This is a genomic window from Methylobacterium radiodurans, assembly GCF_003173735.1.
GTDB lineage: Bacteria > Pseudomonadota > Alphaproteobacteria > Rhizobiales > Beijerinckiaceae > Methylobacterium > Methylobacterium radiodurans.
In genome coordinates, this window is sequence record NZ_CP029551.1 from 5,114,166 (window position 1) to 5,130,361 (window position 16,196).

At 71.1% G+C, this 16,196-nt stretch carries 9 protein-coding genes; 7 read left to right on the forward strand and 2 right to left on the reverse strand.

Translation table 11 applies throughout. The features are described from left to right. Positions 1–9: 9 nt before the first annotated feature. Entirely contained in the window at positions 10–903 is an 894-nt protein-coding gene (gene argB, locus DK427_RS24015) for an acetylglutamate kinase (protein ID WP_109953573.1), read from the reverse strand. Between the two features lie 268 nt (positions 904–1,171). Here argB and DK427_RS24020 point away from each other — a divergent pair, with 268 nt between their 5' ends. The 3 genes from DK427_RS24020 to DK427_RS24030 all read left to right on the forward strand — a co-directional run bounded on the left by DK427_RS24020 (position 1,172) and on the right by DK427_RS24030 (position 11,733). Next, positions 1,172–2,491 (forward strand): UDP-glucose dehydrogenase family protein, encoded by a 1,320-nt coding sequence (locus DK427_RS24020; protein WP_109953574.1) that lies wholly within the window; start codon positions 1,172–1,174, stop codon positions 2,489–2,491. A gap of 453 nt (positions 2,492–2,944) precedes the next feature. Then, positions 2,945–10,372: a type I polyketide synthase gene (locus DK427_RS24025; protein ID WP_245930698.1), complete on the forward strand. Its 7,428-nt coding sequence runs from the start codon at positions 2,945–2,947 to the stop codon at positions 10,370–10,372. Continuing rightward, entirely contained in the window at positions 10,369–11,733 is a 1,365-nt protein-coding gene (locus DK427_RS24030; protein ID WP_109953576.1) for an aminotransferase class I/II-fold pyridoxal phosphate-dependent enzyme, read from the forward strand. The genes DK427_RS24025 and DK427_RS24030 overlap by 4 nt, the downstream gene beginning before the upstream one ends. 288 nt (positions 11,734–12,021) lie before the next feature. Here the strand turns inward: DK427_RS24030 and DK427_RS24035 are convergent, their stop codons facing one another. Beyond that, positions 12,022–12,519 carry an outer membrane protein assembly factor BamE gene (locus DK427_RS24035; RefSeq protein WP_109953577.1) on the reverse strand — a complete coding sequence of 166 codons (498 nt, stop codon included), beginning with the start codon at positions 12,517–12,519 and terminating at the stop codon, positions 12,022–12,024. 168 nt (positions 12,520–12,687) lie between these two features. Here DK427_RS24035 and DK427_RS24040 point away from each other — a divergent pair, with 168 nt between their 5' ends. From DK427_RS24040 to DK427_RS24055, 4 genes are all read left to right on the forward strand, one after another. After that, a complete protein-coding gene (locus tag DK427_RS24040; protein WP_109953578.1) occupies positions 12,688–13,257 on the forward strand; it encodes a ubiquinol-cytochrome C chaperone family protein in 570 nt (189 codons plus the stop codon). Beyond that, entirely contained in the window at positions 13,254–13,763 is a 510-nt protein-coding gene (locus tag DK427_RS24045) for a YceD family protein (protein WP_109953579.1), read from the forward strand. The genes DK427_RS24040 and DK427_RS24045 overlap by 4 nt, the downstream gene beginning before the upstream one ends. A 227-nt stretch (positions 13,764–13,990) precedes the next feature. After that, entirely contained in the window at positions 13,991–15,028 is a 1,038-nt protein-coding gene (gene plsX, locus DK427_RS24050; RefSeq protein ID WP_109953580.1) for a phosphate acyltransferase PlsX, read from the forward strand. 160 nt (positions 15,029–15,188) lie between these two features. Further along, entirely contained in the window at positions 15,189–16,163 is a 975-nt protein-coding gene (locus tag DK427_RS24055; protein WP_109953581.1) for a beta-ketoacyl-ACP synthase III, read from the forward strand. The last annotated feature ends 33 nt before the right edge of the window (positions 16,164–16,196 follow it).

Genomic DNA, 16,196 nt, shown 5'->3' on the forward strand with positions numbered 1-16,196 from the left:
GGACGGGGTTCAGGACCGGCGGATCAGGGTGCCGGCGCCGTAATCGGTGAACAGCTCCAGGAGCACCGCGTGGTTGACCTTGCCGTTGAGGATGACCACCGCCTCGACGCCCTGATCGATCGCGTAGATGCAGGTCTCGATCTTCGGGATCATGCCGCCGGTGATGGTGCCGTCCGCGATAAGCCGCCGGCAATCCTCGACGGTGAGTTCGGGGATCAGGTTCTTGTCCTTGTCGAGCACGCCCGGCACGTCGGTGAGCAGGAGCAGGCGCTTGGCCCTGAGCGCGCCCGCGATGGCGCCGGCAAACGTGTCGGCGTTGACGTTGTAGGTCTGCCCGTCCGCCCCGTAGGCAACGGGGGCCAGAACCGGGATCAGCTCGGCTTTCAGCACCGCGTCGAGCACGCCGCGCTCGACATGCTCCGGCTCGCCGACGAGGCCGAGATCGACCACCTGCTCGACCATGCTGTCGGGGTCGCGGACGGTCTTGGTCGCGCGCTTGGCGCGGACCATGTTGCCGTCCTTGCCGCACAGGCCGATCGCCCGACCGCCCTCGGCCGAGATCCAGCCGACGATCTGCTTGTTGATCGAGCCCGCGAGGACCATCTCGACCACTTCGACGGTCGCCTCGTCGGTGACGCGCAGGCCGCCGCGGAACTCCGACTGGATGCCGAGCCGGTCGAGCATCCGCCCGATCTGCGGGCCGCCGCCATGCACGACGATCGGCTTCAGCCCGGACTGCTCGAGGAGCACGATGTCCTCGGCGAAATCCTCCGCCGCCGCCCGGTCGCCCATGGCGTGGCCGCCGTACTTGATCACTACGATCTCCTGATCGTAGCGCTGCATGTGGGGCAGTGCCTGGGCCAGCACCTCGGCGCGCACGTGCACGTTCGGCAGTTCGGTCATGGGTCTCCCTCGCGCCCGGCCGGCTTACCCGAGCGGGCGGACTTTCTAACGGACTTGTCGGCGCCTGCGAAGCCGCGGGCATTCCCCCGTCATACGGACGCTTCTTGATCCCTTCATGATGGTCCGCCCCTCGGGGACTGGCACCCCGCGGGGAGATCCGGCAAAAGCTGGGCCATCCGGGGGGACGCGCCTCAATCTGACCGCGAAGCCCGGCGATGGGCGGCCCGTCCGGAGGTCCGTCGCCGGCTCCAAAGGAATAAGGTCGCCCATGCGTATCGCGATGATCGGTTCCGGCTATGTGGGCCTCGTCTCGGGCACCTGCTTTGCGGATTTCGGCCACGAGGTGGTCTGCGTCGACAAGGACCCGGCCAAGATCGAGGCCCTCAACGCCGGCCGCATGCCGATCTACGAGCCGGGCCTCGACGCGCTGGTGGCCGAGAACGTCCAGCAGGGCCGCCTCAGCTTCACCACGGACCTCAAGCCCGCGGTCGCGCAGGCCGACGCGGTGTTCATCGCGGTCGGCACGCCGTCGCGGCGCGGCGACGGCTTCGCGGATCTCTCCTTCGTGTTCGCGGCCGCCCGCGAGATCGCCGAGGCGGTGGACGGGTTCACGGTCGTCGTCACCAAATCGACCGTGCCCGTCGGCACCGGCGACGAGGTCGAGCGCATCATCCGCGAGATCCGGCCGGACGCCGAGATCTCGGTCGCCTCCAATCCCGAGTTCCTGCGCGAGGGCGCGGCGATCGGTGACTTCAAGCGCCCCGACCGCATCGTCGTCGGGGCCGAGGACCCGCGCGCCGAGGAGAGCTTGCGCGAGATCTACCGCCCGCTCTTCCTCAACCAGGCGCCGATTCTTGTCACCGGCCGGCGAACGGCGGAGCTGACCAAGTACGCTGCCAACGCCTTTCTGGCGACGAAGATCACCTTCATCAACGAGATCGCCGATCTCTGCGAGCAGGTCGGCGCCGACGTGCAGCAGGTCGCCCGCGGCATCGGGCTCGACAACCGCATCGGCGCGAAGTTCCTGCACGCGGGGCCCGGCTACGGCGGCTCCTGCTTTCCGAAGGACACGCTGGCGCTGGTCAAGACCGCCCAGGACGCCGGCACGCCGGTGCGGCTCGTCGAGACGGTGGTGGCGGTCAACGACAGCCGCAAGCGCGCCATGGCCCGCAAGGTGGTGCAGGCCTGCGGCGGCTCGGTCCGCGGCAAGACGGTGGCGGTGCTCGGCCTGACCTTCAAGCCAAACACCGACGACATGCGCGACGCGCCCGCCCTCTCGATCATCACCGGCCTGCAGGATGCGGGCGCGCGGGTGCGCGCCTACGATCCGGAGGGCATGGAGGCCGCCAAGCCCCTGCTCGGCGAGGTCGCCTACGCGCGCGACGCCTACGACTGCGCCGAGGGCGCCGACGCCCTGGTGATCGTGACCGAGTGGAACGCCTTCCGGGCCCTCGACCTCGCCCGTCTCGGACAGATCATGGCGGACCGTGTTCTGGTCGATCTGCGCAACGTCTACGATCGGGCCAGCGTGCAGCGGCACGGTTTTCGCTACGTGAGCGTCGGTCGTCCCGACGGCGAGGCCGCCTGACGATCCGCGCCATGCGAGCACGGCATGGCTTCGATACGGGAACAGGGGGGAATCTGGAGCCTTACAGCACGTGTTCCCGGCAGACCGAGCGTGACCGCTGCGAACCAGGTGCCAGGGAGGTCGATCTTCGCGCCCAGCGGCTCAAGTCGGGTTGCGCCGGCGCGGGCCCATATCGGCGGTCGCGGACCCGCACTGCGGCCGAATTGAGGCCATTATGCTGCGAAATCACAGCAAGCGGGATCAGTGGTGTGATCTTCGTCAATGCCGCAGTCCAGAAATGCCTGCCGCTTCACCGATGAATACATATCACAGGCCGATGCATTCGAGTCACGGCCCACATCTTCCCAGCTCTCGCCGGTTTGCCTCCGCATTGGAGCCATACTAAGGGATCAAGGGAATGCCCCGTGGCCGGCGGACGAATCGGCTCCCGTAACGAGCGTGTGCGAACCGAACGTGACTCAACGTACAGATATCGCCATCGTCGGTCGCGCCTGCCGCCTTCCCGGCGCCCCCAGCGTGGATGGCCTCTGGCAGCTTCTGACCGAGCCGCGCTGCGCGGTGAGCCGCGTGCCCGACGACCGCTGGTCGCTCGACCGCTTCGGCCACCCGCGCGCGCAGGAGCGCGGCAAGAGCTACACCTGGGCGGCGGGCGTGCTCGACGACGTCTGGTCGTTCGACCCGGCCGTGTTCGGCATCTCGCCACGCGAGGCCGAGCAGATGGACCCGCAGCAGCGCCTGCTGCTCGAACTGACCTGGGAAGCGCTGGAGGATGCGGGGCTTCGTCCCTCCGCGGTCGCCGGCTCGCAGATCGGCGTCTTCGTGGGCGCCTCCTCGCTCGATTACGGGAACCTGCGCATCCTCGACGCCTCGTCGGGCGACGCCTACGCGGCCACCGGCAACACGCTCTCGATCCTCTCCAACCGCATCTCCTACATCTTCGACCTGAAGGGCCCGAGCTTCACGGTCGACACCGCCTGCTCGTCCTCGCTGGTCGCGCTCGACAACGCCGTGCAGGCGATCCAGTCCGGCCGCATCGACACGGCGGTGGTCGCGGGCGTGAACGTGCTGGCGAGCCCGTTCAACTTCATCTGCTTCTCGAACGCGCAGATGCTCTCGCGCACCGGCCTGTGCCAGGCCTTCTCGGCCAACGCCGACGGCTACGTGCGCTCGGAGGGCGGCGTCGTCCTCGTGTTGCAATCGGCCGAGGCCGCCATGCGCGACGAGGCGACCGTGCGCGGCCGCATCGTCGCCTCCGGCGTCAACTCGGACGGGCGCACCACCGGCATCTCGCTGCCCTCCGGCTACGCCCAGGGCGCGCTGCTGGAGAAGGTCTACCGCGAGGCCGAGATCGACCTCGACCGGATCGCCTTCGTGGAGGCGCACGGCACCGGCACACCGGTCGGCGACCCGATCGAGGCCTCGGCCATCGGCGGCAAGCTCGGCCGGCTGCGCAAGGCGCCGCTGCCGATCGGCTCGATCAAGACCAATATCGGCCATACCGAGCCGACGTCGGGCCTCGCCGGCCTGCTCAAGGCCAGCCTCGCGCTGGAGCACGACCTCGTCCCGGCCTCGCTCCACTCCGCCGAGCTCAACCCCGACATCCCGTTCGGCGAGCTGAACCTCGACGTGGTGCGGAAAGCCCGCCCGATCGCGCGCGGCGCGGCCGAGCGCTTCGCGGGCGTCAACTCCTTCGGCTTCGGCGGCACCAACGCCCACGTCGTGCTGAGCGACGCGGAGCCGACCGCCCGCGTCGCGATGGCGGGTCCAACGGACCACGGCCCCGAAGTGCTGCTTCTCTCGGCCCAGAGCCGCGCGGCGCTCAACGACCTCGCGCTCGATTACGCCGAGCGCTTCGAGCGAGCCGACGCCAAGGAAGCCACCCGGATCGCGGCCGGCGCCGCCCACCGCCGCGAGCGCCTGAACGCGCGGCTCGCGATCCCGCTGGACGGCAAGACCGACATCGCCGCGACCTTGCGCGCCGTCGGCGAGGGCGAGGACACGGCGGACGCCGTGACCGGCACGGCGATCGACCGCGCCGCTGAGGTCGCCTTCATCTACTCCGGCAACGGCAGCCAGTGGGCCGGCATGGGCCGGGAGGCCTACGCCGAGAACGCCACGTTCCGGGCCGCCTTCGACCGCATCGACGCACTGTTCCAGCCCTACGCCAAATGGTCGCTGAAGGAGGCGCTGGAGGTCGAGGATCTCGACCAGCGCCTCGCGCTCACCAGCGTCTCGCAGCCGCTGATCTTCGCGATCCAGAGCGCCTCGACCACGGCGCTGCGCGCCCGCGGCCTGAACCCGGCCTACGTGCTCGGCCACAGCGTCGGCGAGATCGCAGCCGCCGAGGCCGCCGGCATCCTCAGCCTCGAGCAGGCCGTGCGGGTCATCTTCTACCGCAGCCACCACCAGGAGACGACGCGCGGCCAAGGCACCATGGCGGTGCTGCTCATGCCCGTCGAGGAGGTGCCGGGCGCGTTGAAGGAGTTCCCCGCCCTCGACATCGCCGCCTACAACAGCCCGAAGGCCGTGACCGTCGCGGGGCCGGTGGCCGACATCGACGCGGCGCTGAAGGCGCTCTCGCGCAAGCGCCGCCGCGGGCGCAAGCTCGACCTCGACTACCCCTTCCACGGCCGGATCATGGATCCGACCGAGAAGCCGCTGCTGCGCGACCTCGCGGGGTTGAAGCCGTCGTCCGGCACCACCCGCATGGTCTCGACCGTTACCGGCAAGGTTCTGGCGGGCGAGGAATTCGGCGCGACCTACTGGTGGCGCAACATCCGCGAGCCGGTCCGCTTCTGCGACGCGGTGCAGGAGGCGACCCGCCAGGGCGCCCGCATCTTCGTCGAGGTCGGACCCCGCGCGACCCTGATGTCCCATGTGGGCGACGCGATCGAGCCGCTCGGCATCGACAACGCCGTGGTCGGCGTGATGCACCGCAAGGATGCCGGCGGCGACCCGATCGCCAAGGCGGTCAGCGCCGCCCTGGTCCAGGGCGCGGCCGTGGACGAGGCCCTGCTGTTCGGCGCGGCGCCGAAGGGCGCGATCAGCCTGCCGACCTATCCCTGGCAGCGCCGCTCCTTCCGGCTGGCCGAGACCACCGAAAGCGTCGGCGCGACCTCGGCGCGGCACTACCACCCGCTGATCGGCTCGCGCACCACGCCCGACGGGCTTGAGTGGAACGGCTTCGTGGACACCGTGACGGTGCCCGAGCTCGACGACCACCGCATCGAGGGCCAGGCGATCATGCCCGGCGCCGGCTTCGTCGAGATGGCACTGGCCTGCGCCCGCGAGGCCCTGCGCAGCGACGAGATCGTGCTCGCCGACTTCGAGATCCACGCGCCGATGGTGTTCAACGAGGAGGCGCTGCGCGAGGTCGCGGTGCGTCTCTCAGGGTCGGGCAACGGCATCCAGGTGCTGAGCCGCCCGCGCCTCGCGCAGACGCCCTGGCAGCTCCACGCCTCCGCCAAGGTGGTCGAGGGCCATTTCTCCCCGGCCGTCGCACCCGACGTCGAGATGCCCGAGGACCGCGCGGTCACGGGCGAGGCGCTCTACGCCCAGGCGCTCGCCGCCGGGCTCGGCTTCGGCCCGAGCTTCCGGCAGGTCGCGCTCTCGGCCCGCCTCGACGATCAGACCATCGTCTCCGACCTCGTGCCGGCGGAGGCTGACGCCCGCTACGGCCTCGTGCCGGCGCGGCTCGACGCCTGCTTCCACGGCCTGATCCTGCTCTTCGCGGATCTCCTCGGCGAGAATGCCGGCAAGGCCTACATCCCGGTCCGCTTCGGCGAGATCCGCCTCGTGAAGCCCGGCGTGTCGATCGCCCGCGCGGTGATCCGCACCCGCCGCTGCAACGAGCGCAGCATCCTGGCTGACTTCACAGTTCTGGATGCCGACGGTGAGGTCGTCGCCACGATCCGCGAGGGCCGGTTCCAGGCACTGCGCGCCAAGGGCGGCGACGATCTCGCAGCCTACGCGATCACCCAGACCACGGAACTCGCCACCGAGCCGACCGCCGTGCCGATGGAAAGGCGCCCGACCATCGCGGCGCGCCTGAAGCCGGCCGTTGATGCGGCGAGTGCCGAAGCCGATGCCGCCCTCTCGCCGGGCCACCTCCTGCTGGAAGGTTGGGCTACCTCGCTGGCCTACCGGCTGGCCTCCGGCCTCGCCCAGGCTGGTAAGGTCGCGGCCGACACCCGCGTACCGGACGAGCTGCGCCCGTGGCTCGTCAACGCGCTGCTGGCGCTGGAGAGCAGCGGTCTCGCCGAGCAGGCGGGCTCCGCCTGGACGCTCAACGACGGCTCGGCGCTCCCCGCGCCGGACGAGATCGTGCGCTGGATCGCGGCCGACCATCCGGAACTCTCGGCCGAGCTGGTGCTCGTCGCCGACGTCGGCGCCCTGGTCGAGCGCCTGCTCGCAGGCCAGCTCACCGAGGCCCCGGCCCTGCCGCAGAACGCGCTCGACGCCTTCACGCTGCGCAGCGCCACCGCCCGCCACGCCGCGGACGTGGTCGCCCGCATCACCGAGGCGGCGCGCGAGCGCCTGCCGAAGGACCGGGCGCTGCGCATCCTCCAGGTGGGCTTCGGTCCGCTCTCTGCCCAGGTCGCGACCTTCGCGGACGAGGTCGAGGCGCGGCTCACCGTGTTCGACACCGACCGGCGTCTAGCCGAGCGCGCCCGCCTCGCCCTGCCGCGCGGCGTCACCGTGGCGGAGACCGCCGAGGAACTGCCGGCGGCGGGCTTCGACCTCGTGCTGACGAGCGGCGCCCTGCACCGCGGCGCTCGCGAGCTGCCCCGCCAGCTCGCCGACGCGCTCGCCACCGGCGGCCTCTTGGTTGCGGTCGAGCCCGGCGCCTCGCTGTTCCGCGATCTCGTCTTCGGCCTCACCCCCGGCTGGTTCGAGGCGGGCGTCGGCGACCTCCCCGTGGGCCGGCTCGACGACATCGCGGGCTGGCAGCGCACCCTCAGCGCCACCGGCCTCGTCAGCGTCTCGGCGGAGCGCGCGGCCTCGGCCAACGGCGACGACCTACTCCTCGTCGCCGAGGCGCCGGCCCGCCCGGCCCCGGCGCCGGCCCAGACCTTCGCCTTCGTCATCGGCTCGGACGACGAGTTCGCGGCCGAGACCGCCTCCTCGCTCGCCACCCTGCTGGTGGCGAGCGGCGTCCACGTCTCGATCATCCTCGATTCCGACGCCTCCCTGATGGAGCTGGAGCGGGAGACCCCCGACACGGTGGTGTTCCTGGCCGGCGCCTTCACACGTGGCGGCGAGGCGGCCGAGCGCCTGCGCGACCGCTGCCTCAGCCTGAAGCGCTGCATCGAACATCTGGGCGCGCGCCAGACCCGGCTCTGGGTCGTGGCCCCGGGTGCCACGCGCGAGCGCGGCGGACAGGCCACCAACGTCGAGGCCGGCGTCTGGGCCTTCTCGCGCACCCTCGCCAACGAGGTGCAGAACCTCGACGTGCGCCGCATCGATCTCGCGCCCGAGATGTCCTCCAAGCGCGCCTCCGAGCGCCTGCGCGACCTCATCCTCTCGGGGACCCCCGAGACCGAGATCGTGCTGGACGAGGACCGCACGCAGGTGGTCCGCTTCCACCCGGGCGCCGCGCGCCGCCGCGCCGCGGACACCGTGCCGGCGGAGGCCGCGCGTCTGGAGCGCAGCAACACCGGCGGCCTCAACGAGATGGTCTGGGGCCCGGCCGAGCGCCGCAAGCCCGGGCCCGGCGAGGTCGAGATCGCCGTCGAGGCGACCGGCCTCAACTTCCGCGACGTACTCTGGGCGCTCTCGATGCTCCCGGAGGAGATCCTGGAGGACGGCTTCGCCGGTCCCCGCCTGGGCCTTGAATGCGCCGGCCGCGTCGCGGCGGTGGGCCCGGGCGTCGCGACCTTCAAGGTCGGCGATCCGGTCGTGGCCTTCGCCCAGTCGGGCTTCGCCACCCACATCGTCGTGCCGGACCTCGTGGTGGCACCTGCTCCCGATGGGCTCGACCCGATGGCGGCGGCGACCGTGCCGGTGGCCTTCCTCACCGCCTATTACGGGCTCGTCTCGCTGGCCCGCCTGCGGCGCGGCGAGTGGGTGCTGGTCCATGGCGGCGCGGGCGGCGTCGGCCTCGCCGCGCTCCAGATCGCCAAGCTGAAGGGCGCGCGCGTCATCGCGACGGCCGGCTCGCGCGAGAAGCGGGCGCTGGTGAAGGCGCTCGGCGCCGAGCACGTGCTGGATTCGCGCTCGCTCGCCTTCGTGGACGAGATCCGGGCGATCACGGGTTCCGGCGTCGACGTGGTGCTCAACAGCCTGTTCGGCGAGGCGATGGAGCGCTCGCTCAACGCGCTCAAGCCCTTCGGCCGCTTCGTGGAGCTGGGCAAGCGCGACTACGTCGCCAACACCCATATCGGCCTGCGCCCGTTCCGCCGGAATCTCTCCTACTTCGGCGTCGATCTCGATCAGGTGCTCCAGCATCAGGGCGAGGACGGGGCGCGGCTGTTCCGCGAGGTCATGGCGCTGTTCGGCGAGGGTGGGCTGAAGCCCCTGCCCTTCCAGCCCTTCACGGCGGAGGAGACCTCCGACGCCTTCCGGCTGATGCAGCAATCCGGCCATATCGGGAAGATCGTCATCAGCCCGCCAAAGGCCGGCCGCGTGCCGGCCGCGCAGCGCTCCAGCTTCGCGATCTCGGACCGGGGTGCGCACCTCGTCACCGGCGGCCTCGGCGGCTTCGGCCTAGAGGCGGCGCGCTGGCTCGCGGATCGCGGCGCTCGGCACATCGTGCTCTGCGGCCGCAAGGGCGCGGCGAGCGAGGAGGCGAAGGCGGCGGTGGCCGAACTCGCGGCCCGCGGCGTCACCGTCGAGGCGCCGGCGGTGGACATAACCAGCCGCGCCGCGGTCGACCGGCTGATCGCGGGCATCGAGGCCAGGGGCGGCCGGCTCGCGGGCGTGATCCACGCGGCGGCCGTGCTGCAGGACGGCCTGATCGCCAACATCGATGCGGCCAATCTCGACGCGGTGATCGGCCCGAAGGTGATCGGCGCCCAGCACCTCGACGCGGCGACCCGCGACCGTCAGCTCGACTACTTCGTGGTGTTCTCCTCGGCCACCACCTTCATCGGCAACCCGGGCCAGGGTGCGTACGTCGCCGCCAACGGTTTCATGGAGGGACTGGCCCGTCAGCGCCGCCGCCGGGGGCTGCCGGCGCTCGCGGTCGCCTGGGGCGCTATCGGCGATGTCGGCATGCTCGCCCGGAACAAGGCGGTCATGGAGACCCTCGCTTCCCGCGTCGGCGTCACGCCGATGGAGGCGCGCCGCTGCCTCGACCTGATGGAAGAGGCGCTGCAGGCCCAGGGCGAGAGCCCGGACGAGGCGGTGGTCGCCATCGCGGCGATGCATTGGGGCAAGGCGCGCGAGCGCCTCGCCACGCTGAAGTCGCCGAGCTACAGCGACCTCGGCTCCGATCAGCAGGCGGAGGCCGGCACCGTCGCGACGATCAACATCGCCGCGCTGCTCAAGGGCGGCGATCTCGACACGGTTCGCAAGACCGTGGCCGACGCGATCGTCGAGGATATCGCCCGCATCCTGCGCCTGCCGAAGGACGATATCAGCCGCGTGCGCCAGCTCTCGGAGATCGGCCTCGACTCGCTGATGGGCGTGGAACTCGGCGCCAGCCTGCAGGAGCGCTTCGGTCTCGACTCGCCCCCGGCCGGCCTGTCCTCGGGTCTCACGGTGAACGAGCTGTCCGAGACCTTAATTCAGGCGGTTTCGGCGCCCATGGACGAGGCCGCCGGCGTCGCGCTCAGCCTCGCCTCGAAGCATGTCGGCAGCGAGGTCGACGCGGCCGCGATCGCGCCGTTCCAGGACCTCGTCGAGCAGAACAGTCGCGAGATCAAAGAGATCCTTCCATGAGCAATCCGAAGCCGGACGGGGGGCGCGCCGCTCTGGCAGGTTTTGTGACGAACCGGCTGGGTCGCGCGCCGACCCGGCCGCAGCCGGTCCGGGCCCCGGAGCCCGCGCAGGATCCCGCGATCCTCAGCTTCGAGTCGCTGCCGGGCTACCGCGAGTTGAAACTGCAGCGCTCGGCCGCCGACCTGATCGGGCTCGGCAACCCGTTCTTCCACGTCCACGAGACGAAGGCCGGCGCGACGACCCGCATCGAGGGCCGTCCCTTCGTCAACTTCTCGTCCTATGACTATCTTGGGCTCAACGGGCACCCGAAGGTGAGCGCGGCGGCCAAAGCGGCCATCGACGCCTTCGGCACCTCGTCCTCTGCGAGCCGCGTGGTGGCGGGCGAGCGCCCGGGCCATATCAGTCTGGAGAAGGCGCTGGCCGCTCATTACCGCGTCGATGCCTGCGTGGTGATGGTGAGCGGGCACGCCACCAACGTGACCACGATCGGCGCGTTGCTCGAGGCGGGCGACGTGATCTACCACGACGCGCTCAGCCACAACTCGATCGTCACCGGCGCCCAGCTCTCGGGCGCGCAGCGGCGCTCCTTCGCCCACAACGATCTCGACGCGCTGGAAACCCTGCTCCAGGCGACCCGCCACGAGCACCGCCGGGCGCTGATCGTGGTCGAGGGCCTCTACAGCATGGACGGCGACGCGCCGGACCTCGCCGGCCTCGTCGCGCTGAAAGAGCGCTACAACGCGTGGCTGATGGTGGACGACGCCCACGGGCTCGGCGTTCTCGGCCGGACCGGCGCGGGCCTGTTCGAGCATGCCGGGATCGACCCGAAGGCGGTCGATATCTGGATGGGCACCTTCTCGAAGACGCTCTCCGGCTGCGGCGGCTACATCTGCGGTCCGGCGGCGCTCGTCGAGTACCTGAAGTGCACGGCCGGCGGCTTCGTCTACAGCGTCGGCATGTCGCCGCCGCTCGCCGCCGCGGCGGAGGCGTCGCTTGCCGTGATGCAGGCCGAGCCTGAGCGGGTCGAGCGCCTGCGCCAGAACGGCCGCCTCTTCCTCGACTGCGCCAGGAAGCACGGGCTCGACACCGGCTTCAGCTTGGGGCTCGCGGTGATCCCGGTGATCGTGGGCGACTCTCTGAAGTCGGTGACGCTCTCCCACCGCCTGTACAAGCGCGGCATCAACGTGCAGCCGATCATCCACCCGGCCGTGCCGGAGCGGGCCTCGCGGCTGCGCTTCTTCATGACCTCAGAGCACGAAGCCGACCAGATCCGCGACACCGTCGCGGCGGTGGCGGAGGAGCTCGCGGCGATCGAGCAGGGCGGCTCGCTGATCGAGCAGTTGCTGGCGAAGCGCGCCTGAGCCGCTATCGACGGTGCGGCCTGCTCGGCCGCACCATGTTGCGCGCGTGCGTGAACGCCTGAGACGCGCGCAATCGCTTCCCGTCAATCCGCTCTAGCCGACGCGCATCCACTCCCCCCTGTGCGAGGGAGAGAGAGCGTGGCGGGTTCCGCACACGCTCCGCGAAGCTGGAAATCCGCGTCGGATCCGATCCGCGCCGCATCCGGGCGTCCTGTAGAAGCCGAATGGGCACACCGCGACGCCTCGGCCGCGCGGTGCGGGAGAGGCCTTTCGCCCCTCCCCTTCGCCTCACAGGCCGCGGTTGGCGCCCGGGACGATGCTGGTGCCGGAGCCGCTGCCGAAGGGCTCGTAGCGGGTCAGGCCGCGGAAGAGCTGGCTGAGGAAGGCGCGGTCCTGGCCGCTGGTCGGCGTGGTGCGCTCGATGAAGTCGAACACCTTGCCGTCCTGCAGCCCGTAGAGGGCCACGCGCTCCACCTTGAAGGCGGGGGTGAAGTAGACCGCCGTCACCTTCTGGTCGTCCACGCGCTCGCCCAGGAACATCACCGTGCGGCTGGTGTTCTGCGAGATGTAGTACCAGGACTTGTTGCCGACCGTGGACACCGTCGAGGGCGTGCCGAGGGTCTGCAGCACCTGCTCGGCGCTCATGCCGGGCTTCACCGCGGCGAGCGCGGTCTGGTCGATCTGATAGCCGTGGCGGATTTCCTCGCCGATACAGCCCGAGAGGGCGACGCCGAGGCCGCCGAGAAGGGCGGCACGCGCCAGTGACGAGACGAGACGGCGCCGCATCGGCCCCCCTTGCAGTCGCTGTGTTGGAAGGCGTGCACGCGCCCGGAAACGACGCCCGCCACGCTTGCACCTTGACGGTGGGTTGCCGTACCGCGGGGTTATGGCTTTGACAAGGCAAGCTCGGCCACAGGGCCGGGGAGAAGCCGGCCGCACCGGCGAGGACGTGAGATGATCGCCCGATTCTTCCGCCGCGAGGATGCCCGGCGGCGCCTGATCGAGACGCTGCACCTGCGCATCAACGAGGCCTCGCGGGCCCCGGCCCTCTACGCAGACCTCGGCGTGCCCGACAGCGTCGAGGGGCGGTTCGAGGCCCTGTGCCTGCACGTCATCCTCGTGCTGCGCCGGATGCGAGGCTTGCCCGATCCCGCCTCCGACGTGGCGCAGGATCTCGTCAACTCAGTCTTCCTGCAGCTCGACGCGGCTCTGCGCGAACTCGGCGTCGGGGATTTCGGCGTGCCCAAGCGCATGAAGAAGCTCGGCGCGGCCTTCTACGGCCGGGCGGAGGGCTACGACGCGGCGCTCGACGCGGGCGATATGGCGGCCCTGCGCGCGGCGCTCGCCCGCAACGTACTCGGCCAGGACGGCGCGGAGCACGCGCCCGCCGACGCCGCCGGGCTCGCGGCCTACGTGCGGGCAGCGGCCGAGGCGCTCGAGGGCAGCGACCTCGACGGGCTGCTGGAGGCTGGGCCACGCTTTCCCGAGCCGGCCGCCTTCAAGGATTCAGGAGTGAGTGCATGAGAAACGCCGACAAGCCCGGCCCGCTCTCGCGGGTGGTGAACGTCGACCGCCTGCCCCAGGGGCGCGGCAGCGTAACCGTCGAGGCAAGCCCGGCGGAGGCCGAGGCGCTGGCCCGGGACTTCAAGATTCCGGCGATCCGCGACCTCGTCGGCCGCTTCGACATCGCGGGCTCGATGAACCGCCTGCGGGTGACCGGGACGGTGGAGGCTGAGGTCACGCAGGTCTGCAGCGTGACGTTGGAACCCTTCGAGTCGCGGGTGAGCGAGCCCGTCGAGGTCGAGTTCACCGACACCGACCAGTTCGCGGGCACCGACGCCGAGGAGGCCGACGTGCCGGACCCGATCGTCGGCGGACGCGTCGATTTCGGCGCGCTGACCGCCGAGTTCCTGGCGCTCGGGCTCGATCCCTATCCGCGCAAACCCGGCGTCGCGTTCGAGCCGGTCCAGGTCGGTGAGGACCCGAACCCCTTCGCCGCCCTGGAGCGCTTGCGCGACGAGAAGGGGTGAGGCTGGGGGCGCTGCAACCCGCACGCCGCAGAAATCGTTTGCCCGTTGGGGCTGGATCGCTATTTTCCGGCGCGCCGGGCAAGGCTCGCCGCGTCGGCCGATGGCGGGAGGGACCCGCCGCCGGAGCGGTGCGCGTCGCCCGCTCCACACCTGCTCCCGTCCGCGCGAACGGCCCGGCGTCCAACGCCCGTCCGACGCCGCTGCAAAGGCCGCGATCGCCAGAGACCATGTCAGAACGCGTGTGCATCTCGCTCGACGCCATGGGCGGCGATCACGGGCCCTCGACGGTCGTGCCGGGCGCCGCGATCGCGCTGGAGCGGCATCCCGGGACGCGCTTCATCATGTTCGGCGACGAGGCCGTGGTCGGCCCGTTGATCGAGGCCGAGCCGCGCCTGAAGGGCGCCGTGGAGCTGCGCCACACCACCTACGCCATCGCGATGGACGACAAGCCGAGCCAGGCAGTCCGCCAGGGCCGGGGCAAATCCTCGATGTGGCGCGCCATCCAGGCGGTGCGCGACGGCGAGGCCGACGCCGCCGTCTCGGCCGGCAATACCGGCGCCCTCATGGCGATGTCGAAGATCTGCCTGAAGACCATGGCGGGCATCGAGCGCCCGGCCATCGCCTGCCTGTGGCCGACGGTCCGCGGCGAGAGCGTGGTGCTCGATGTCGGCGCCACCATCGGCACGGATGCCGAGCACCTCGTCGAGATGGCCGTGATGGGCTCGGCCATGGCCCGCATCGTGTTCGACCTGGAGCGCCCGACGGTCGGCCTCTTGAACGTCGGCACCGAGGAGATGAAGGGCAACGAGGCCGTGAAGGAGGCCGCCCGCCTGCTGCGCGAGCACGATGCCGCCAATTTCTCGTACCATGGCTTCGTCGAGGGCACGGATCTCGGCCGCGGCACCGTGGACGTGGTGGTGACCGAGGGCTTCACCGGCAACATCGCCCTGAAGACCGCGGAGGGCACCGCCAAGCAGATCTCCAGCTACCTGCGCTCGGCCATGACGCGCACGCTCTCGGCCAAGATCGGCGCGCTCTTCGCCCGGCAGGCCTTCCGGGCGCTGAAGGACAAGATGAACCCGAGCCGGGCCAACGGCGGCGTGTTCCTCGGGCTGGAAGGCATCGTCATCAAGAGCCACGGCTCGGAGAACGCGGCGGGCTTCGCCTCGGCGGTCGATCTCGCCCACGACATGGCCCGCCACGACCTGATGCGCACGATCCGCGATATGCTGGACGAGACGCCGACCACGATGGCGCGAGTCTAGGGGCGCGCCGGAGCGTATGACACCGCCCGCCGACGCTGCGGGCCCGGAACCTCAGAGGCCGCTTCCGATCGGAACCGGGTACGGCCTCGAACGCGTTCCGGTCGATGAGGGAAGGAGCGCGGCGAGCCGAAAGGGCCCGGGCGCTCCGGGAAGGAACACGATGACAAGCCTGCGTTCCGTCGTGGTCGGCACCGGATCGAGCCTGCCCGCCCGGGTGGTGACCAATGCCGAGCTCACAGAGCGGGTCGACACCTCCGACGAGTGGATCGTTCAGCGCACCGGCATCCGGCAGCGCTACCTCGCGGCCCCCGAGGAGACCACCTCGGTTCTCGGTACCCGCGCCGCGCAGGCCGCGCTCGACGATGCCGGGTTGTCGGCCGACGACATCGACCTCGTGATCTGCGCCACCTCGACGCCCGACCACACCTTTCCGTCGACCGCGACACAGATCCAGGCGGCGCTCGGCATCCGGCAGGGCGCGGCCTTCGACCTGCAGGCGGTCTGCGCGGGCTTCGTCTTCGCGGTCACCACAGCCGACAAGTTCCTGACGACCGGCGGCGCGCGGCGCGCCCTCGTGATCGGCGCCGAGACCTTCTCGCGCATCGTCGACTGGGAGGACCGCACCACCTGCGTGCTGTTCGGCGACGGCGCGGGCGCGATCGTGCTGGAGGCGCGCGAGGCCGAGGCGGCGGAGGGGCGCGGCGTGCTCTCCTCCAGTCTGCGTTCGGACGGACGGCACCGGGACAAGCTCTACGTGGACGGCGGTCCGGGCTCCACCGGCACCACGGGGCACCTGCGCATGGAGGGCCGCGAGGTCTTCCGCTTCGCGGTGGGCTCCGTCACCGACGTGATCGTGGAAGCGCTGGAGCGCGCCGGGACGACGGCCGCCGACCTCGACTGGTTTGTGCCGCACCAGGCCAACCGCCGCATCATCGAGGCCTCGGCCGACAAGATCGGCATCGCCCGCGACAAGATCGTGCTCACCGTCGACCGGCACGGCAACACCTCGGCCGCCTCGATCCCGCTGGCCCTCGACGTCGCCCGCCGGGACGGGCGCATCCGCGAGGGCGACCTCGTGATGATCGAGGCGATCGGCGGCGGCTTCAGCTGGGGCGCTGCGCTGATCCGCTGGTAGGCCGCCGAGATTTCCGCGGGCGAGGCGCGGGCG